The 18,304-nt window shown below is 70.1% G+C and carries 18 protein-coding genes and 1 pseudogene; 18 read left to right on the top strand and 1 reads right to left on the bottom strand.

What is annotated here, in order from left to right; genetic code table 11:
* From R6V09_RS22890 to R6V09_RS22850, 9 genes and pseudogenes are all read left to right on the top strand, one after another.
* Positions 1–177 (top strand): annotated as a pseudogene (locus R6V09_RS22890) (ROK family protein); the annotation flags it as partial.
* A 188-nt stretch (positions 178–365) separates the two neighbouring features.
* Entirely contained in the window at positions 366–1,850 is a 1,485-nt protein-coding gene (locus R6V09_RS22885) for an APC family permease (RefSeq protein WP_317883309.1), read from the top strand.
* Positions 1,847–2,860 carry an acetamidase/formamidase family protein gene (locus R6V09_RS22880; protein ID WP_317883308.1) on the top strand — a complete coding sequence of 338 codons (1,014 nt, stop codon included), beginning with the start codon at positions 1,847–1,849 and terminating at the stop codon, positions 2,858–2,860. Before R6V09_RS22885 ends, R6V09_RS22880 begins: the two co-directional genes overlap by 4 nt.
* 19 nt (positions 2,861–2,879) lie before the next feature.
* Complete coding sequence (locus tag R6V09_RS22875; RefSeq protein ID WP_317883307.1) at positions 2,880–3,479, top strand: N-acetylmuramoyl-L-alanine amidase; 600 nt, start codon at positions 2,880–2,882, stop codon at positions 3,477–3,479.
* Positions 3,480–3,642: 163 nt separating this feature from the next.
* Positions 3,643–4,920: a GAF domain-containing protein gene (locus tag R6V09_RS22870; RefSeq protein WP_317883306.1), complete on the top strand. Its 1,278-nt coding sequence runs from the start codon at positions 3,643–3,645 to the stop codon at positions 4,918–4,920.
* A 190-nt stretch (positions 4,921–5,110) separates the two neighbouring features.
* Positions 5,111–6,634, top strand: coding sequence for an acetaldehyde dehydrogenase ExaC (exaC, locus tag R6V09_RS22865; RefSeq protein WP_317883305.1), 1,524 nt, complete (start codon positions 5,111–5,113; stop codon positions 6,632–6,634).
* A 279-nt stretch (positions 6,635–6,913) separates the two neighbouring features.
* Positions 6,914–7,198 carry a hypothetical protein gene (locus tag R6V09_RS22860; protein WP_317883304.1) on the top strand — a complete coding sequence of 95 codons (285 nt, stop codon included), beginning with the start codon at positions 6,914–6,916 and terminating at the stop codon, positions 7,196–7,198.
* Between the two features lie 11 nt (positions 7,199–7,209).
* Positions 7,210–7,680 carry a hypothetical protein gene (locus R6V09_RS22855; RefSeq protein ID WP_317883303.1) on the top strand — a complete coding sequence of 157 codons (471 nt, stop codon included), beginning with the start codon at positions 7,210–7,212 and terminating at the stop codon, positions 7,678–7,680.
* Positions 7,608–8,435, top strand: coding sequence for a hypothetical protein (locus R6V09_RS22850; protein WP_317883302.1), 828 nt, complete (start codon positions 7,608–7,610; stop codon positions 8,433–8,435). The genes R6V09_RS22855 and R6V09_RS22850 overlap by 73 nt, the downstream gene beginning before the upstream one ends.
* Before the next feature lie 44 nt (positions 8,436–8,479).
* On the opposite strand, the gene R6V09_RS22845 is transcribed toward R6V09_RS22850, so the two are convergent.
* Complete coding sequence (locus R6V09_RS22845; RefSeq protein ID WP_317883301.1) at positions 8,480–9,289, bottom strand: NAD(P)-dependent oxidoreductase; 810 nt, start codon at positions 9,287–9,289, stop codon at positions 8,480–8,482.
* 121 nt (positions 9,290–9,410) lie between these two features.
* On the opposite strand from R6V09_RS22845, the gene R6V09_RS22840 reads away from it, so the two are divergent.
* From R6V09_RS22840 to R6V09_RS22800, 9 genes are all read left to right on the top strand, one after another.
* Positions 9,411–10,076 (top strand): GntR family transcriptional regulator, encoded by a 666-nt coding sequence (locus R6V09_RS22840; RefSeq protein ID WP_317883300.1) that lies wholly within the window; start codon positions 9,411–9,413, stop codon positions 10,074–10,076.
* Between the two features lie 107 nt (positions 10,077–10,183).
* Positions 10,184–11,125, top strand: coding sequence for a DUF6282 family protein (locus R6V09_RS22835; RefSeq protein ID WP_317883299.1), 942 nt, complete (start codon positions 10,184–10,186; stop codon positions 11,123–11,125).
* Positions 11,122–11,883, top strand: coding sequence for an ABC transporter ATP-binding protein (locus R6V09_RS22830; protein WP_317883298.1), 762 nt, complete (start codon positions 11,122–11,124; stop codon positions 11,881–11,883). The genes R6V09_RS22835 and R6V09_RS22830 overlap by 4 nt, the downstream gene beginning before the upstream one ends.
* The gene (locus R6V09_RS22825) at positions 11,880–12,746 is read left to right on the top strand and encodes an ABC transporter permease (RefSeq protein WP_317883297.1); all 867 of its coding nucleotides are present in this window, start codon (positions 11,880–11,882) and stop codon (positions 12,744–12,746) included. The genes R6V09_RS22830 and R6V09_RS22825 overlap by 4 nt, the downstream gene beginning before the upstream one ends.
* Positions 12,743–13,768 carry an ABC transporter substrate-binding protein gene (locus tag R6V09_RS22820; RefSeq protein ID WP_317883296.1) on the top strand — a complete coding sequence of 342 codons (1,026 nt, stop codon included), beginning with the start codon at positions 12,743–12,745 and terminating at the stop codon, positions 13,766–13,768. The genes R6V09_RS22825 and R6V09_RS22820 overlap by 4 nt, the downstream gene beginning before the upstream one ends.
* The gene (gene tcuA, locus R6V09_RS22815) at positions 13,765–15,153 is read left to right on the top strand and encodes an FAD-dependent tricarballylate dehydrogenase TcuA (protein WP_317883295.1); all 1,389 of its coding nucleotides are present in this window, start codon (positions 13,765–13,767) and stop codon (positions 15,151–15,153) included. The genes R6V09_RS22820 and tcuA overlap by 4 nt, the downstream gene beginning before the upstream one ends.
* Positions 15,140–16,147, top strand: coding sequence for a tricarballylate utilization 4Fe-4S protein TcuB (gene tcuB / locus R6V09_RS22810; protein WP_317883294.1), 1,008 nt, complete (start codon positions 15,140–15,142; stop codon positions 16,145–16,147). The genes tcuA and tcuB overlap by 14 nt, the downstream gene beginning before the upstream one ends.
* A gap of 1 nt (position 16,148) precedes the next feature.
* On the top strand, positions 16,149–17,756 hold the full coding sequence (locus R6V09_RS22805; protein ID WP_317883293.1) for a thiamine pyrophosphate-binding protein: 1,608 nt from the start codon (positions 16,149–16,151) through the stop codon (positions 17,754–17,756).
* A gap of 19 nt (positions 17,757–17,775) precedes the next feature.
* Positions 17,776–18,304: MmgE/PrpD family protein (locus R6V09_RS22800; RefSeq protein WP_317883292.1), on the top strand; the 529-nt coding region annotated here is incomplete at its 3' end.

The following is an 18,304-nucleotide window of genomic DNA, read 5'->3' as shown; positions in this document are numbered from 1 at the left end:
TCCCTGGAGGCCGAGTTGGCGCGGCGCACGGCGGGGTCGGCCTGTCCGGTGTCGGTGTCGCGGCTGGGGCCGGAGGGTCCGTTGCTGGGGGCCGCGCACTCGGTGGTGCGAGCCGTGCTCGACGACCCGGCGGCGGTGGCCGGACGGGCTGTGGACATCGTGGCCGAACAGGCCTGAAACACAGCGGACTTCACCCGGCCTTCGCTCGTCCGGGTGGCCCGGTTTTCCACAGTTCCGTCGTCGTCCACGGAAGCACGCGACGCCCTACTGCCCAACCCGCAAGCGCCGTACCGTGATTCACGCGAGGCGCAGCCGTCGTGTCGTGACGACGGTGTGCGGGTGCGGGTGGACGAGGGGGGATTCACGTGTCGGGGGAGACAGTTCACGGGTTGCGGCGGGATGCCGTGGGGCTGCGTGAGGTCCTTTTCCAGAGCGTCACGGCGATGGCGCCGGCCGCCGCGGTCGCCGCGTCGATCCCGTCCGGCGCGGCCTTCGCCGGCGGCAGTCTGCCGCTGTCGGTACTGATCGCCCTGGTGGCCTGCCTGTTCACCGCGTCCTGCGTGGCGGAGCTGGCCCGGGAACTGCCCGCCGCCGGTTCGGTGGCCACGTACGCGGCGCAGGGACTGCATCCGGCCGTCGGCTTCCTGGTCGGCTGGGGCTATGTCTTCGTGGAGGCGCTGGTCCCACCGCTGCTGCTCCTCCAACTCGGCTTCACCACGGCGGGCACCCTGCATCAGGAGTGGTCCTCGTATCCGGAGAGCCTGTGGTGGCCGTGGGCGCTCGCCGGTGCCGCGATCATCGCGGCGGCGGGCTGGTTCGGAGTGCGCGCCTCCGCCCGTTTCGGCACGGTCCTCGGGGTCTTCGAGATCCTCGTCTTCCTGGTGTTCGCCATCTGGTTGATCGGCAAGGCCGGCAGCGCCAACACCCTTTCGGTGTTCGGCACTTCGCACACCGGGAAGGACTACTCGGGGCTCGGCGGAGTCTTCGCCGGCTCGGTCTACACGGTGCTCGCGTTCGCCGGCTTCGAGGCCGCGGCACCGCTCGCCGAGGAGACCCGGGACCCGCGCCGGACGATGCACCGCGCGGTGCTCGGCGCGGCCCTCGGTATCGGCCTCTTCTACGTGCTGACGACCTACGCCATGACGGTGTACTTCGGCCCGGACCGCTTCGCCGGGTTCGGTGCCTCCGGCGCGGCGTCCTGGGAGGGGGTGGCACGCGCGTCGTTCGGGCTGTTCTGGGTGCTGGTGTTCCTGGCCGTGGTCAACTCGACGATCGCCAACGCCAACGCGTGCGCCACCGTCTCGACACGCACCGCCTTCGCCCTGGCCCGCATCCGCGTACTCCCCCGCGTCCTGGCCACACTGCACCCCCGCCACCGCTCCCCCGTCGCCGGAATCGCCGTTCAGACCGTCGTCGCGGTGGGCGCCGTACTGGGCCTCGGCTTCGGCTACGACCCGGTGACCGCGTTCCTCCTGCTGGCCACGGTGATCGTCACGGTCGTCATCGGCGTCTACATCGTCGTGAACCTGGCCTGTGCGGGCTACTTCCTGCGCCGCAGACGCGAGTTGCTCAAGCCGGTACGGCACCTGCTGGTGCCCCTCCTCGGGATCGTGGCGTTCGTGCCGGCGCTGCTCACCGCGGCCGGCCTCCCGGTCTTCGACTTCGTCACCGAGCTGACCGCTCCCGTCTCGTACGCCGGACCGGTCGTCGGCGTCTGGATGGCGGCAGGGGTCGTAGTGCTGCTGGTTCTGCTACGGCGCCACCCCGAGCGAATAGCCGAGACCGCCCGTGTCCATCTCGACGAACCCGCCGCCGGCGGTCCTTCTCAGAACGGAGCAGTACAGCCATGAACGACCCTCGGATCCTGACGGTGCGGCCCGAACCGGGCGAGTACGCCTGGACGTTCGGCGGTGCGCCGCCCGTGGCGCGTATCTCGCCCGGCACGGTCCTCGACCTGTACACGGAGGACTGCTTCGCCGGGCGGGTGCGGTCCGAGAAGGACCTGGTGTCCGAGGTGTGCGAGTTCCCGTTCCTCAACCCGCAGACCGGCCCCTTCCATGTGGAGGGCGCGGAGCCGGGCGACACGGTCGCCGTGCACTTCGTGTCGATCGAACCGGCCCGCGACTGGGCCGCCTCGACCACGGTCCCCCTTTTCGGCGCGCTCACCTCGACACACACCACGGCGACACTGCAGCCGCCGCTTCCGGAGACCGTCTGGATCTGGCAGTTGGACCGCACCCGCCGTACGGCGTTGTTCCGCGCGCGGGACAACGACATCGAGATCGAGCTGCCTCTCGACCCGATGCACGGCACGGTGGGCGTGGCCCCCGCCAACCTGGAGGTGCGGTCGGCCCTTGTGCCCGACGCGCACGGCGGGAACATGGACACACCTGAGATGCGGGCCGGAGTCACCTGCTACCTCGGGGTCAACGTCGAGGGCGCGCTCCTCAGCCTCGGTGACGGACACGCCCGGCAGGGCGAGGGCGAGACCTGTGGTGTCGCGGTCGAGTGCGCGATGAACACCGTGGTGATCGTGGAACTGCTCAAGGGCGTCGCGACTCCCTGGCCGCGCATCGAGTCGGACACGCACATCATCTCGACGGGTTCGGCGCGGCCGTTGGAGGACGCGTTCCGGATCTCCCAGCTCGACCTGGTGCGCTGGCTGGTGCGCGACTACGGGTTCAGTGAACTGGACGCCTATCAATTCGCGACCCAGGCGGTCGAATCGCCGTTGGCCAACGTGTGCGACACCAACTACACCTGCGTGGCCAAGATCCGCAAAGAGTGGTTGCCCGCGCGCGAGACTCACCGAGGGCTGCACGCGCGGTTGCGTGAGACCGCTTCGGCCCTCCGGCACTGAACCGAAAGGCAACCCGACCATGGAACGGGCAACACCGCTCCCGAGCAGGCGATGGCTCCTGAAGGGCGCCGCCCTCGCCGCCGTCCCCTACGCGTTACTTCCCGCCCCACAGGCCGACGCACAGCCGCAGGCCGTCGACTATCCGTCGGCCGAGTGGCAGCCGGCGACCTCCTCCAACTACACGGCGTCCAACCGCCCCACGGCCTATTCCGTCGACTACGTGGTCATCCACGTCACCCAGGAGACGTACTCCTCGACGCTGTCCATCTTCCAGAATCCGAAGAAGAAGGTGTCCGCGCACTACCTCGTGCGGTCGGCCGACGGGCATGCCGCGCAGTGCGTCCGGGAGGCCAACATCGCCTGGCACGCGGGGAACTGGGACTACAACACCCGCAGCATCGGTATCGAGCACGAGGGCTGGGTGGATCAGCCCGCGTACTTCACCGACGCGCTGTACGAGCAGTCGGCCAGGCTCACGGCGGCGATCTGCGCAAAGTACGAGCTCCCCAAGGACCGGGACCACATCATCGGGCACTACGAGGTGCCGGGCACCGACCACACAGATCCGGGGCCGAACTGGGACTGGGCGCGCTACATAAGGCTCGTCGGTTCCGCCTGATCCGATCGGGGTGTGGCTCGTTCGGATCGTCCCCGGTCGAAACGGTTGTCCGTACCCTTCCCCGGAGTGACGATGTCCGCAGGCGTTTCCCCGCCGTATCGCGGGCGTGTCACCGTTGTATCGCGGTACTCGCGACGCTGTATCGCCTTCCTGGGAGGCCGAGTTGACCGATCCATGGGTGGCCCTGGAGCCGGGGGCCGACCCTGCCGAGCGGGTGCGGGTGCTGCGCCGGGCGCACGAGACGTTCGCCGTGGGGGGCACGGTGCCGTCGCCGGTGCGCTCGGTGGTGGCGGATTCCTGGCGGCGTTCGGCACGTGCAGGTGTCGGTCCCGAGGGCACGGCGAACGTCGAGCTCACGGACGGTGACCTGGGCGTCCATCGCGCGCAGCATCCGCTGGCGCGGGTGATGCCGCTGATCCGTGAGTTGATGGGCACGTTCGCCGCGGACGGCGAGCATCTCCTCGCGGTGTGCGACGCGCCGGGCAGGCTGTTGTGGGTCGAGGGGCATCCGGCGACCCGGCGGAAGGCCGGCCGGATGAACTTCGTGCCGGGTGCCCGCTGGGCGGAGAGCGCGGTGGGGACGAACGCGCCGGGTACGGCCGTCGCCGTGGACCGGCCGGTGCAGGTGTTCGCGGCCGAGCACTTCATCCGGCGGGTGCAGCCGTGGACGTGTGCGGCGGCTCCGGTGCACGATCCGCGCACCGGGCGGGTGCTCGGTGCCGTGGACATCACCGGCGGGAACGGCCTGGCGCATCCGCACAGTCTGGGTTTCGTGCAGGCGGTGGCGCGCGCCGCCGAGTCCCAGTTGGCGCTGCTCGCCCCGGAGCAGACGCCCGTCGACGGACCCGAGCTGACCGCACTCGGCCGGGACGAGGCCCAACTGTGCGTCGGCGGACGGAAAATGAGGCTGAGCCGTCGGCACAGCGAGATCCTGGTGCTGCTGGCCCGGCATCCCGAGGGGCTGACCGGCGACGAGCTGCTGTGCGCGCTGTACGAGGACGAGTCGGTGCCGCCGGTGACGTTGCGGGCCGAACTGGCCCGGCTGCGCAGGCTGTTGGGTCCCGGTCTGCTCGCCTCGCGTCCTTACCGGCTCGTGCTGCCGGTCGAGTCCGATGTGGCGATCGTCGAACGGCGGCTGGAAGGAGGTGCGGTCACGGGAGCCGCGGCGGCGTACACGGGTCCGTTGCTGCCGGGTTCGCAGGCTCCGGCGGTGGTACGCCTCAGGGCCCGCCTGGCGGACGGCCTCCGTACGGCGTTGATCGCCCGCCGTGACCCCGATCTGCTGGCCGACTGGGCGCACGCGCCGTGGGGCGAGGACGACCTCGACGTATGGCGGGCGCTCGCGGCGATACGTCCGACGGCACCGGTGCGCTCCCGGCTCGCGGCCCTGGAGTCGGAGTTCGCGGCACCGGCCGCATGGTCGCGCGCGACGGGCCGCTGATGTAACTCACGGGAGGCGCAAGGCACTTCGAACGGCCGGTTCAGGCGACTCACGCACTCCGGCGGGGTGCTCGGACCGGCCCCGATCGCTCGTGCGCACGCACCGCAACGTACATGCAACGTCCCGCTCCCTAGCCTCGCGCCGAGAGCTGCCCAACGGCGGGCAGCGCTGCTCCGGGAGGCACACCAGCATGACCCGTTACACGGCACCCGGCACCGAGGGCGCGATCGTCTCCTACCAGGCGCGCTACGACCACTTCATCGGCGGCGAGTACGTGCCGCCGGCTCGCGGGCAGTACTTCGAGAACCCGTCCCCGGTGAACGGGCTGCCGTTCACGGAGATCGCGCGCGGCACCGCGGAGGACGTGGAGCGGGCGCTGGACGCGGCGCACGCCGCCGCGCCGGGCTGGGGGCGCACCTCGGTGACCGAGCGGTCCGACATCCTGCTCAAGATCGCCGACCGGATGGAGGCGCACCTGGAGCCCCTCGCGGTCGCGGAGAGCTGGGAGAACGGCAAGCCGGTCCGCGAGACCCTCGCCGCCGACATCCCGCTCGCCATCGACCACTTCCGCTACTTCGCGGGGGCGATCCGGGCGCAGGAGGGTTCGCTGGGCGAGGTCGACGACGACACGGTGGCGTACCACTTCCACGAGCCGCTCGGGGTCGTGGCGCAGATCATCCCGTGGAACTTCCCTATCCTGATGGCGACTTGGAAGCTGGCCCCGGCTCTCGCGGCGGGCAACGCGGTCGTCATCAAGCCCGCCGAACAGACCCCGGCGTCCATCCACTACTGGATGAGCCTGATCGCGGACCTGCTGCCGCCTGGCGTGGTGAACATCGTCAACGGCTTCGGCGTCGAGGCGGGCAAGCCGCTCGCGTCCAGCCCGCGCGTGGCGAAGGTCGCCTTCACCGGCGAGACCACGACAGGGCGCCTGATCATGCAGTACGCCTCGGAGAACATCAAGCCGGTCACGCTGGAGCTGGGCGGCAAGTCGCCGAACATCTTCTTCGACGACGTGTCGTCGGCGAACGACGACTTCCTCGACAAGGCGCTCGAAGGCTTCACGATGTTCGCGCTCAACCAGGGCGAGGTGTGCACCTGCCCGTCCCGGGCGCTGATCCAGCGCGGTCACTACTCCGACTTCCTCCAAGCGGCCATCGCCCGCACGGAGTTGATCAAGCCGGGGCACCCCCTCGACACCGACACGATGATCGGCGCCCAGGCCTCCAACGACCAGTTGGAGAAGATCCTCTCCTACCTCGACATCGGCCGGCAGGAGGGCGCGAAGGTCCTCACGGGCGGCGAACGCATCGACTACGACGGCGAGTTGAAGGGCGGCTACTACGTCCAGCCGACGATCTTCGAGGGCGACAACCGGATGCGGATCTTCCAGGAGGAGATCTTCGGGCCGGTGGTCTCGGTGACCTCGTTCGACGACTTCGACGACGCGATCAAGGCCGCCAACGATACGCTGTACGGTCTCGGGGCCGGTGTGTGGACCCGGGACATCAACACGGCGTACCGCGCGGGCCGCGCGATCCAGGCGGGCCGGGTGTGGACCAACTGCTACCACGCGTACCCCGCGCACGCGGCGTTCGGCGGTTACAAGCAGTCCGGCATCGGCCGTGAGAACCACAAGATGATGCTGGACCACTACCAGCAGACCAAGAACCTACTCGTGTCGTACTCGCCGAAGAAGCTGGGCTTCTTCTAGAGCAACGACAGAGGGCGCCTGACGTTGGCTTTCAGCGTCAGGCGCCTTTTCGTTGCGACCGCGGCGGACGTCGCGGTCATGCAGACGTCGCGGTCATAGCGAACGGCCCGCCGTGCGTCGGTCCGGTCCCGTAATGGCTCGTATCCCGAATGGCCGTGCCCCGTCGGCGGATTCACAGGAGCCAAGCACTTCTGCGGCATCTGGGTCGCTGATTCACTCCCTCCCACACCGCCTCGACCGATCGCCCATGAACAGCCATGGGCGGCAAGGGAGTTGTGCATGTCCAAGGTCACCACTCACACCTGGGAGCAGGCCCGCGTTGAGCGCGGCGTGACGATGCGGTCGCGGGTGCGCGCGCTGATCGGCGTCGGGAGCATCGTCGCGGCACCCGCGCTGCTCTCACCGACCACCGCACGCGCGGCGACACCGGCCGCAACAGCCCGGCGCAGGAGGGCCGTTGCCTCCGGCAAGACCTGGGAGGTCGCCGCGATCGCCCGGCTCGACGAACTCGTCGTGGAGGAGGGTGTCGTCCTCACCGCCCCCAGGGGTACAGCCTGTCCCTGACCGTGGACGGCGTGGAGACGGGCTCCGTCCTCGACGGCACGTACGGCTGGACGACGCTGATCGCGGCGGGCGTCTACCGCGGCGCCGTCATCCTCACCCCGGCCGTCGAGCACCTGGAGTCCTTCGCGGGCGCCACCTTTCATCTGCGTCAGGGGGTCTACGTCGGCGCCGACGGCGTCGTCACCGAGAACTCGGTGCTCTCCAGCGTGCGGGGCGGCCGGCTCACCGACGCGTACGCGAAGAACGTCGCCCTGACCTCCACCGGCGAGGCGTTCAACGGCTCCTTCGTCGCCGACGGCGCTTCGTACGCCCTCAAGGAACCCGGATCGCCTTCGACGGCAACGGCCGCCTGGACTTCGCGAGTTACGGTGCCGCCGTCGCCGGCGCGGGAACCGGCACCCGGCTGGTCGTGGACGGCGCGAGCATCGACAACCGGGGCGTGGTGCGCACCGGGCTCATCGCCCGCGACGGCGCCAACGTGATCGTCAAGAACTCCCGTATCCGCACCCGCGAGGGCGTGCTGCCCGCCGACTACGAACCGGGCTTCGGGGCCAACATGATGACGGTGCCGTGGATGCTCGGCCTGTCCGGCAACGTGCGCGCCACCAACGTCCTGGGTGAGAACACTACGGCCACCTACCTCAACTCCCGTATCTCCTCCGAGGCTTGGGGCGTCCTGTCCACCGACTCCGTGCGCAACTCGGCACTGACCGCGGTCAATTCGACCGTCACCATCACCGGCGACTCCGGCTACGGCACCTACGCGGACGGCGCCAGCCAGCAGGACGTCTTCCTCGGTACCCACTTCGACGTGGCCACCTTCGCCGACAGCACCCGCGAGGCCGTGGCCGCGCTGAGCACGGAGGCGGATCTGCGGCTGAGCGAGGGCGAGTTGGCCGCGATCGAGCCGCGGCCGTCGGTCGTCGATTCCGGTGGGTTCGGTGTGGTGTGGCACAGCGGCGACGGCGGCTCGGTCTCCGTCGGCGGCGTCCCCCTGACCAGCGGCACCTTCGCGGTGGCCACGGACGACCAAGGCCACTACCGCACCACCATGAGCCCCGGCCTGATCGGCACCTACCCGACCCTGAAGGCCGACTTCGGCTACAAGTCCGAGCACCAACTCGCCGTCGTCGCCCAGGACATCGTCAAGCGCTTCTACCGCGAGGCCGCCGGCCACTCCTATCCTTCCGCTCCGGATACGAGACGGTCAGCGGCTGGGTCGACGGGAAGTGGGTGACTCGCCCGGGCAAGAGCTGAGCCCCTCCCGCTCCGCGCGGACCGTCACTGCGGCGGCCCGGGTGACTCCACCGCCCGGGCCAGCCGACGCAGCACGTCCCTGCTGGCCGTGGCGATCAGCGGGGGCACGTCGAGGTCGTCGAGCATGTCGGCGGCGGCCTGCATCTCCACGGTCCGGCGTACGGCGTGCCGGTGACTGCCCTCGACCAGGCGGTCCAGGGTCGCCGCGCTCGCGCGGGTCAGCTCCTCGGAGATGTTCTCGCGCAGCCAGTCCTCGCAGCCCGCGGCCCTGGCCGCTTCGAGCGCCTCGACGACGGCCGCCGCCAGGCCCTTGTAGAACACGCTGCGCAGCAGCTTGCGTTCGGCGGCCAGCCCCGGCGGTCCGTCGAGAACGTCGGCCCGCGCGCCGAGCGGACGGAGCAACTCGGCGTACCGTCGGGCTCCGGGGCCGGAGACGAGCATCGGCGTCCGCAGGCCCCTTCCGGGCACGGTCGCCATCAAGGACACGTCGACGAAGTCGATCCCGGCCTCCTCGGCGATCACGCCGAGCCGGCGCTTCACTCCGGGAGAGGCGGTGTTGAGATCGGCCCAGAGACAGCCGGGAGGCGTTCCGGCGAGGCCCGCTCGGAGGGCGTCCACGGCGGCCGAGGCGCTGTTGACGCTCAGCACGAGGTCGCTGCCCCGGGCCGCCTCCGCCTCGCTGCCCGTGTCCACCACGCCCGGGGGCGCCGGGACCTTCGGGTCGTAGCCGCGCAGGCGTGCGCCCGCGGCCACCAGATCGTTCGCGATGGCGCCGCCCGCCTCTCCCAGGCCGAGTACGGCGATGCGGGGGCCCTGGACCGGAGTGGAACGCATGGGCGCTCCCCCTCTCCTCGGTTTCCGTGCTGCCCGCCGTCTTCGGCGCAGCCGCAGCACAGTGCAAAATTGACAACAATATCGTTGCCAATTGAGTTGCCCGCAAACGGAAGAGGACCACGTGCCCGTTACCCGAAAAGGCCCGTTCGAGTCCGACTCGGTCGTCGAGGCCATCCGTGCGGCGATCGTGAGCGGGGACTACGTACCGGACCAACGACTCGTGGAGGCCGATCTCTCCGAGCGGTTCTCGGTCAGCCGCGGGGCCGTGCGCTCCGCGCTCCTCCAGCTGGACAACGAAGGGCTGGTGGAACGCGTCCCTCATCGGGGCGCCCGGGTGCGCGCCGTCTCGCTGGCCGAGGCGATCGAGATCACCGAGGTCCGGATGGCGGTCGAGGGCCTGTGCGCCGCCAAGGCCGCACAGCGGGTGGCCGAGGCGGAGATCGATGAACTGTGGCAGATCCGCGAGCAGATGATCGCGGCGGTCGGCACGGGGGCGGTCATGGCGTATTCGGGGCTGAACAACCGACTGCACCGGCGCATCGTGGAGATGAGCGGGCAGAGCACGGCCGAGAGCGTGATCGAGCGGTTGCGCGGCCAGTCCGTCCGGCACCAGTTCCGGCTCGCCCTGCGTCCGGGTCGCCCTCTCGTCTCGCTGCCCGAGCATCTCGCGATCATCGACGCCATCTGCAGTCGCGATCCGGTCGCCGCGGAGCAGACCGCCCGGCGCCACCTGGGCAGTGTGATCGAAGCCCTCCGCGACGCGAGCGCGCCTACCGCCCTTACCTGAAGATCCGTCAAAAAACCTCACAGCTACCGCTATTGCGCAACCCATTGACGCCCTCTTACCAACTGTTAACAATCTGGGTCACCAAATTGGCAACAGGGAGGACGGGTATGACCGACCGACCAGCCACGCATCCGACACCGTCGAACCTCGCCCGCGAGCTGGTCGCGGGGGCCTACGACATCCACGTCCACATCGCACCCGACCTGATGAAGCGCCGGGTCGACGATCTGACTCTCGCGTCCCGTTTCGCCGAAGTCGGCCTCAGCGGGTTCGTGCTCAAGTCGCACTACGTGCCGACGGCGGAACGGGCCGAGGTGGTGCGCAGCGCGGTGCCCGGCTTCGGCGCCGTCGGGGCGATCACCCTGAACGGCTCGGTGGGCGGGATGAACCCCATCGCCGTGGAGATCGCCGGCCGCGGCGGCGCACAGTTCGTCTGGCTGCCGACCGTCGACAGCGCCAACCAGCGAGCCTGTACGGCGAACGATCCGGAAGGCGCCACGCCACCCATGTGGGTCCAGCTCCAGGACGAGTTGCGGGCCGCCGGCATGGCCGCGGACCCGGTCGACGTGGTCGGGCCCGACGGCAAGGCGCTGGAGATCACCCGGCAGGTGCTCAGGGTGATCGCGGCGCACGACATGACGCTGGCCACCGGCCATCTCGCCGCCGACGAGATCGCCGCCGTCGTGGACGCCGCGGTGGAGGAGGGCGTAGGCCGGATCGTCGTCACCCATCCGGAGTTCACCTCCCAGCGGGTGGGTGTCGAGCGGCAGCGTGAACTCGCCGCCCGGGGCGCCCTGTTGGAGCGGTGCTTCACCACCCCGTACACCGGCAAGGTCTCCTGGGACCTGTGGTTGGAGAACATCAGGGCGGTCGGCCCGGAGCACTCCGTGCTCTCCAGCGATCTCGGCCAGCCCTTCAACCCTCCCGTGGAGGACGGCCTGCCGCTCCTTGCCGACCGGTTGCTCGCCGCGGGCTTCACCGAGCAGGAGATACGGATCATGGCCGTGGACAACACCCGCCGGCTCGCCGGGGCGGAGCCGGTCCGGTGAAGAGCGTCCTCGAAGTCCGCGACCTGACGAAGCAGTTCGTCAAGGACGACCTGGGGATCGTGGCGCTCCGCGACCTGAGCCTGGAGATCGAGGAAGGACGCTTCGTCACCGTGCTCGGCCGCAGCGGCTGCGGCAAGTCGACCATGCTGAACATGATGTCCGGGCTCATGGCGCCCACTTCGGGTGTCGTCAGGTTCCGGGACGAGCCGGTGACCGGGCCGCGTACCGAGGTCGGCTACCTCACCCAGTCCGACACCCTCATGCCCTGGCGCGACGTCCGCCGCAACGTCGAAATGCCCATGGAGATCAAGGGAGTCGAGGCGAAGGAACGGCGGGAGCGCGCGGCGGATCTCATCGAGCGGGTCGGTCTCACCGGCTTCGGTCGCCATTATCCGCGCGAGCTGTCCGGCGGTATGCGACGCCGGGCGAGCCTGGCCCGGATGCTCGCCGGCGGCCCGGAAGTCCTGCTCCTGGACGAGCCGTTCGGCGCACTCGACGCCCAACTCCGTTTCGAGCTGCAGGCCGAGCTGCTGCGGCTGTGGCAGGGCAGCGGACAGACCGTGGTGTTCGTGACCCATGACATCGAGGAGGCGCTGCTGCTCGGCGACCGGATCGTGGTGCTCGGGCGGATCGGCCGGGTGGTGCTGGACAAGGCCATCGACCTGCCGAGGCCGCGCGACGCCGACGAACTGCGGGTGGATCCCCACTTCGTCGCCCTGCACAAGGAAATGGCCGACGCGCTGCGGGAGACGCGATGAGCACGGTGGACGAGACGGACGAGACAACGCCGAGCCTCGAAAAGAACATGGGTCAGTCGGTCACCGTGCCGCTGAACCGCAGCTGGTGGGAGAAGCACGGCGGCACGGTCGTCATCTGGCTCGGCCGGCTGGTCTTCGTCGTGGTGCTGCTGGTCGCCTGGGAACTGTCCGCCGGGCGCCTGTTCGACGAGACCTTCACCAGCCGGCCGCTGGACGTCGCGCACCGGCTGGCCGACTGGCAGCGGGACGGCCTGCTGTGGTCCAACACCTGGGTGACCGTCCAAGAGGTGCTCCTCGGGTTCTTCTTCGGGGCCGGGGCCGGGGCGGTGTCGGGGTTCGTCCTCGCCTCGCTGCCGACCTTCTACCGGGTGATCGATCCGTTCGTCGTGGCCCTGTACTCGCTGCCGAAGGTGGCGCTCGCACCGCTGTTCATCGTCTGGTTCGGCATCGGCATGGAGATGAAGGTGCTGCTCGCCGCGGCCACCGTGTTCTTCCTGGTCTTCCTCAACACCGCGGTGGGCGTGCGCGAGGTCGACCGCGGGCTGATCGACGCGGTCCGGCTGATGGGCGGACGCCGCCGTGACGTCCTACGGAAGGTCGTCCTGCCCGGCTCGATGACGGGCCTGCTCACCGGTCTCAAGGTCGCCGTCCCGTACTCGCTGATCGGCGCGGTGATCGGTGAACTGGTCGCGTCCAACCGGGGGTTGGGCTACCTGATCAGCGACGCCGCCGCCAACTTCGACACGGCGGGAGTCTTCGCGACGCTCGTGGTCCTCGGGACCATCGCCGCGATCCTCAACCTCGTCGTCGGACTGCTCGACCGCAGGGCCAACCGCTGGAAGCCTCTGGAGGTCCGGAAATGAACCGTCGCCAGCTCGTCAAAAGCATGCTCGCGACCGGTGCGGTCGCGCTGACCGGCGCCGGATGCGCCAAGTCCGGTGCCTCGACGGCGGTCGGCAAGCTGTCGGTGGGGCAGGTCAGCAAGTCGATCGCGTTCTTCCCGATGTTCATCGCGACCAAGAAGGGCTACTTCAAGGAGGAGGGCGTCACCTTCGGGGAGCCTCCGGTGCTCGGCACCGGCGCCAAGGTGGCGGCTGCCCTGAAGTCCGGCAGCATCGAGGTCGGCGGCGGGGTGATGACCGACGTCCTCAAGCTGTCGGAGATCGAGAACGACATCCGCCTGGTCGCGGACCTGGTCGACCGGTACTACATCGACATCGTCACCGGCACGAAGTTCAAGGGCGCCGCGGTCGACGCCTCGCTGGACGAGCGGATCGCTTCCCTGAAGGGCAAGAAGATCGGCATCACCGGGCCGGGCAGCGGTACCGAGGCGCTGGTCGTCTACCTCTTCAAGAAGGGCGGGATGGACTCGCGGAAGGACGCCGAGCTGGTCAACCTCGGCAGTGAGCCCGCCGCCGCGCTCGGGGCGCTCAAGGGCGGCCAGGTCGACGCCCTCTCCTTCGCCCAGCCGCTGGCCCAGCAGGCGGAGGGGACCGGGGTCGGCACCCTTTACATCTCGCCGTCCCGCGGGGACATCCCCGACCTGGTCGACGTCGCCCACGGGGTCTTCTTCACCACCCAGGGCGTCCTGAAGGACAAGGCCAAGGAGATCGCCGCCTTCCAGAAGGCCCTCGTGCGGGCGAAGGACGACATCCACAACGACACCGACGCCGAGGTCAAGAAGCTGCTCGCCGAGTACCGCAGCGGGATGCCCGACGCGACGCTCGACGCACTGCTGCCGCTGCTCAAGACGGAGGTCCCGAAGACGAACGCCTTCAAACGCTCCTCCTTCGACACCGCGGTGGCCTTCCACAAGTCTGCCGGCCTCATCACCAAGACCCCCGACTACGATCTGCTCGTCCCGAAGAATCTGCGCGCCCAGTGAACACGGACGTCCTGGTCATCGGCGGCGGCAACGCGGCGATCGTGAGCGCGCTGACCGCCGCCGACGGCGGAGCCCGGGTACTGGTGCTGGAACGCGCGCCCGCGCACTTCCGCGGCGGCAACAGCCGGCACACCCGCAACATCCGCTGCGCACACAACACCGGCGACGGGTTCACCACCGGCCCCTATCCGTCAGCGGAGCTCTGGTGCGACCTGTGCACGGTCGGCGACGGCCCGAGCGACGAGCGGCTCGCCGACCTGACGGTCCGTCAATCGACGTACGCACCAGCCTGGATGGCCGCGCACGGCGCCCACTGGCAGGCGGCCCTCTCCGGCACCCTGAACCTGGCCCGCACCAACAGGTTCTTCCTCGGCGGCGGCAAGGCGCTGCTCAACTCCTACTACCGGACCGCCGAGCGGGCCGGGGTGACGATCGCGTACGACACCAGGGTCACCGGCCTGGAATGGGACGGCGAGACCTGCACGGGTGTCCGCACCGAGGACGGTCGCCTCGTCCGGGCCGCCTCCGTGATCTGTGCGAGCGGCGGCTTCGAGGCGAATCTCGAATGGCTCGGCCGCTACTGGGGCGACGCGGCCCAGGGCTTCCACGTGCGCGGCCCTGCGTACAACGACGGTGGTGTCCTACGGGAGTTACTGGACGCGGGCGCCCAACAGGCGGGCGAGGAACGCGGGTTCCACGCTGTCGCGGTGGACGCCCGCAGTCCCAGGTACGACGGCGGGATCGCCACCCGCATCGACTCCATCCCCTTCGGCATCGTGGTCGACCGTGACGGCCGCCGCTTCTACGACGAGGGCGAGGACATCTGGCCCAAGCGGTACGCCAGTTGGGGACACAACATCGCCCTGCGGCCCGGCCAGATCGCCTACGCCCTGTGGGACACGAAGGTCCAGGGCGCCTTCCTGCCACCGATGTACGGCACGTACACCGCGCAGACCGTCGAAGAACTCGCCGAGTTGCTGGGGCTGAACAAGCGGGCCGTCACCGAGACCGTCGGCGCCTTCAACGCGGCGGTGGACCGCGGCGGGGCCTCGTCCCGGCCCTTCACCATGGCCGAACCGGACGGCAGGGCCACTGCCGGGCTCGACCCGCCGAAGAGCAACTGGGCCCAACGCCTGGACACCCCGCCGTATCACGCCGTTCCGATGCGTCCCGGGATCACCTTCACCTACCTCGGCGTCGCGGTCACCGACGGAGCACGGGTACGCCGCGTGGACGGCGGGGTCTTCCAAAACGTGTTCGCCGCCGGGGAGATCATGTCGGGGAACATCCTCTCCACCGGCTATCTGGCCGGGTTCGGCATGACCATCGGCACCGTCTGGGGCCGTATCGCCGGATGGGAGGCGGTCCGCCATGCCCTTGGATGATCTCTTCGACGAGGCCGCGCGCCAGCTCACCATCTGCAACTCCTGCCGCTACTGCGCCGGTTACTGCCCCGTCTGGCCGGCCCTGGAGCTGCGCACGACGCTGGAGCAGCGGGACCTCACCCACCTCGCCAACCTCTGCCACGACTGCGGTGACTGTCTCAGCGCGTGCATGTACGCCCCACCGCACGAGTTCGCCATCGACCCGCCGAAGGCCTTCGCCGCGGTACGGGAGGACACGTACCGCCGCTACGTCTGGCCGCACCGCGCGCCGGGGGTACTCGGAACGGGCCTCGCTTTCGTCGCGGTCGGTGTCGTACTCGCCCTGCTGGCCCGCCTGTTGACCGGCCGTTGGTTCACGGCGGCCCACACGTCCGGCGCCCCGTACGACGTCCTCCCCCACGGGATGCTGCTGATCGCGGTGGGTGTGCCGAGTCTGTGGGCGGCCGGCGTGTTCGGCTGTGCGGTGGTGCGGTACTGGCACGACATCCACGGTCCGCTCAACGGCCTGTTCCGGCCCCGGGTCTGGGCGACGACGTTCACACAGGCCGTGCAGTTGCGGCACATGACCGGCGCGGACGCGGGATGCGAGCGACCCGGCCGACGCGGTTTCCACCTGGTGCTGGTGTACGGCTTCGGGCTCTGCGTCCTGTCGACCATGGCAGCCGCCGTCGCGCAGAACGTGCTGGGCGCGCAACCGCCGTACCCCTGGCTGTCCGTTCCCGTGATCAGCGGCAGCGTCGGCGGGGTCGCCATGATCGTCGGTGGGACCGGGCTGTGGGTGCGCAGTGGCGGCAGCGGGTTCCTGTGGGCGCTGCTCGTGCTCGCCGCCACCGGGATGCTCACCCTGCTCCTGAGGGAGACCGTCGCCTTCGGGCCGCTGCTCCTGCTGCACGTGGCGGCGGTCGTCGTCGCCTTCGGGATCGCCCCGTACAGCAAGTTCGTCCACGGGATCTTCCGGATGCTCTCCATCCACCACGACAACCTGGAGCGATGACATGGGCAACACCGCCGCGGTGGTCGCCGCACACGTGCGTGCCTCGGGGGCCCGGGTCGTCTTCGCCTACCCGGGCGACCCGATCATCGAGCTGATGGAGGCGATGCGCGCCCACGACATCGAGGTCGTCGCCGGCACCCGCGAAGGCACCGCGGTGTTCATGGCCGAGGCGCAGGCGATGGTGACCGGGCGGCCCGGCGTCTGTCTGTCGACGCTGGGCCCCGGCTCGACCTCGATCGTCAACGGGGTGGCGGCGGCCACCTGGGACCGGGTGCCGCTGCTGGCCATCTCCGGGCAGATCGACGCGGGCCGCGAGGACGTGGTCACCCACCAAGTGGTCGACCACAAGCTGCTGTTCTCGCCGGTCACCAAGTGGGCCGGACGGATCCACCCCGGGTCCGTCGACGCGGTGCTGCGCAAGGCGCTCCGCCTCGCCGTCGCCGAACGGCCGGGGGCCGTCCATCTCACGGGCTCCGCCGAGACGTTCGCCGCACCCGCGCCGGACATTGTCGTCAAGTCGCCCCCGCTCGACGGCGCCGCCGGAGGTGTCCGGGTGCAACTGGCCTCCGGCGGACCGGATCCCGAAGTGCTGCTGCGGTCGGCCCGGCGCCCGGTGCTGCTGGCCGGCGGCGGCGCGACCCGGTGCGGCGCGACCGAGGCCCTGATCAGGCTGGCGGAGGGTGTCGGAGCCCCGGTGGTGGTGTCCCCGATGGCCAAAGGGGTGTTCCCCGAGGACCACCCGTACTTCGCCGGCGTCCTCGACATGGCGTGCAACCAGGTGCTCTGGGACTTCCTCGCGGGCAGCGACCTCGTCGTCGCCGCCGGATTCGACCCGGTCGAGCTGATCAGGCCGTGGTCGGTGGCGGTTCCGGTCCTGCATGTCGACACCACGCCCAACGTCGACCAGGTCTACCCCAGCGACTGCGAGGTGGTGGGGGATGTCTCGACGAGCCTGGACTGGCTCGCGGAAGGGTGGCGGGGTGAACCCCGTTGGGCGGAGGCGGACATCGCGGCCCACCGCGAACGGCTGCGAACGGCCTACTACGCAGGCCGAGTTGCCAGTCGCCTCAACCCCACGGACGTCATCGACGTCGTGCGCGCCGCCGCCCCCTCCGAAACCGTCGTCACCTGCGATGTCGGCTCGCACAAGCTCCTCGTCGGCCAGGGCTGGCAGGCCCGCCGGCCCCGAAGTGTCCTCATGAGCAACGGCCTGTCCTCGATGGGCTTCGGGCTGCCCGGTGCGATCGGCGCCCAGCTCACCCTCGGCGACGTTCCCGTCGTCGCCCTGATCGGCGACGGCGGCTTCGCGATGGCCGCCACCGAACTCCGGCTCGCTGCCGCACGTCAACTCCGGCTCGCGGTGGTGGTGTTCGCCGACGGCAGCCTCAACCGCATCGAGCTCAAACAGCGGGCACTGGGCTATCCCGGCACGGCGACCCGGCTGGACGACGTCGACATGGTCGCCCTCGCGGGCTCGATGGGGTGCGACGGGGTGCGGGTGACATCGACGGCCGAGTTGGAGAAGGCCACGGCCGGGCTGGGCGGCCTGACCGGTCCCCTGCTCATCGAGGCGCGTATCGAACCCGCCCAGTACGAGGCCCAGTTCTAGAGAACGGAACGGAGAGGACATGACCGTCGTAGAACAGCTGGCCGACTTCGCGGTCGCCCGGCGGGCGACGCCGCTCGCGGAGGACGTACGGCACGCGGCTGTGCGCGCGACCGTGGACTGGGTCTCGGCCACCGTCCCTGGCTCGTGCACCCGGGCCGCCCGCGCGCTGACCGAGGCGCTCGATCCCGGCCCCGGACGCTCCCGGCTGATCCCTTCGGGGCAGGCCACCGACGTACGCACGGCCGCGTTGCTCAATGGCACCGCCGCGCATGCCGCCGAACTCGACGACATCTACCGGGACGCCTTCTACCACCCCGGCGCGCCCACCATCGCCGCCGCCTTCGCGGTCGCCGACCAACTCGACTCCTCCGGCGAGGACTTCCTGCGCGCCGTGACCATCGGGTACGAGATCGGCGCGCGGATCGCGCTCGCCGTGGGACCGGCGCACTACCGGCACTGGCACACCACCGGAACGGTGGGCACTTTCGGCTCCGCAGCCGCGGCGGCGGAGCTGCTCCGGCTGGATGCCGGCCGGTTCGCGGGCGCGC

Source organism: Streptomyces sp. W16, from assembly GCF_033194735.1.
Classification (GTDB): Bacteria; Actinomycetota; Actinomycetes; order Streptomycetales; family Streptomycetaceae; genus Streptomyces.
The sequence above is the reverse complement of the archived record's forward strand: the minus strand, read 5'-3'. Positions and strand labels throughout refer to the sequence as shown.

Excerpts from the sequence above, each read along its gene's own strand:
- R6V09_RS22880 (WP_317883308.1), top strand. The coding sequence starts at position 1,847 with ATGAACGACCCTCGGATCCTGACGGTGCGGCCCGAACCGGGCGAGTAC.
- R6V09_RS22875 (WP_317883307.1), top strand. The coding sequence starts at position 2,880 with ATGGAACGGGCAACACCGCTCCCGAGCAGGCGATGGCTCCTGAAGGGC.
- exaC (WP_317883305.1), top strand. The coding sequence starts at position 5,111 with ATGACCCGTTACACGGCACCCGGCACCGAGGGCGCGATCGTCTCCTAC.
- R6V09_RS22860 (WP_317883304.1), top strand. The coding sequence starts at position 6,914 with ATGTCCAAGGTCACCACTCACACCTGGGAGCAGGCCCGCGTTGAGCGC.
- R6V09_RS22845 (WP_317883301.1), bottom strand. The coding sequence starts at position 9,289 with ATGCGTTCCACTCCGGTCCAGGGCCCCCGCATCGCCGTACTCGGCCTG.
- R6V09_RS22835 (WP_317883299.1), top strand. The coding sequence starts at position 10,184 with ATGACCGACCGACCAGCCACGCATCCGACACCGTCGAACCTCGCCCGC.
- R6V09_RS22825 (WP_317883297.1), top strand. The coding sequence starts at position 11,880 with ATGAGCACGGTGGACGAGACGGACGAGACAACGCCGAGCCTCGAAAAG.
- R6V09_RS22820 (WP_317883296.1), top strand. The coding sequence starts at position 12,743 with ATGAACCGTCGCCAGCTCGTCAAAAGCATGCTCGCGACCGGTGCGGTC.
- tcuB (WP_317883294.1), top strand. The coding sequence starts at position 15,140 with ATGCCCTTGGATGATCTCTTCGACGAGGCCGCGCGCCAGCTCACCATC.
- R6V09_RS22805 (WP_317883293.1), top strand. The coding sequence starts at position 16,149 with ATGGGCAACACCGCCGCGGTGGTCGCCGCACACGTGCGTGCCTCGGGG.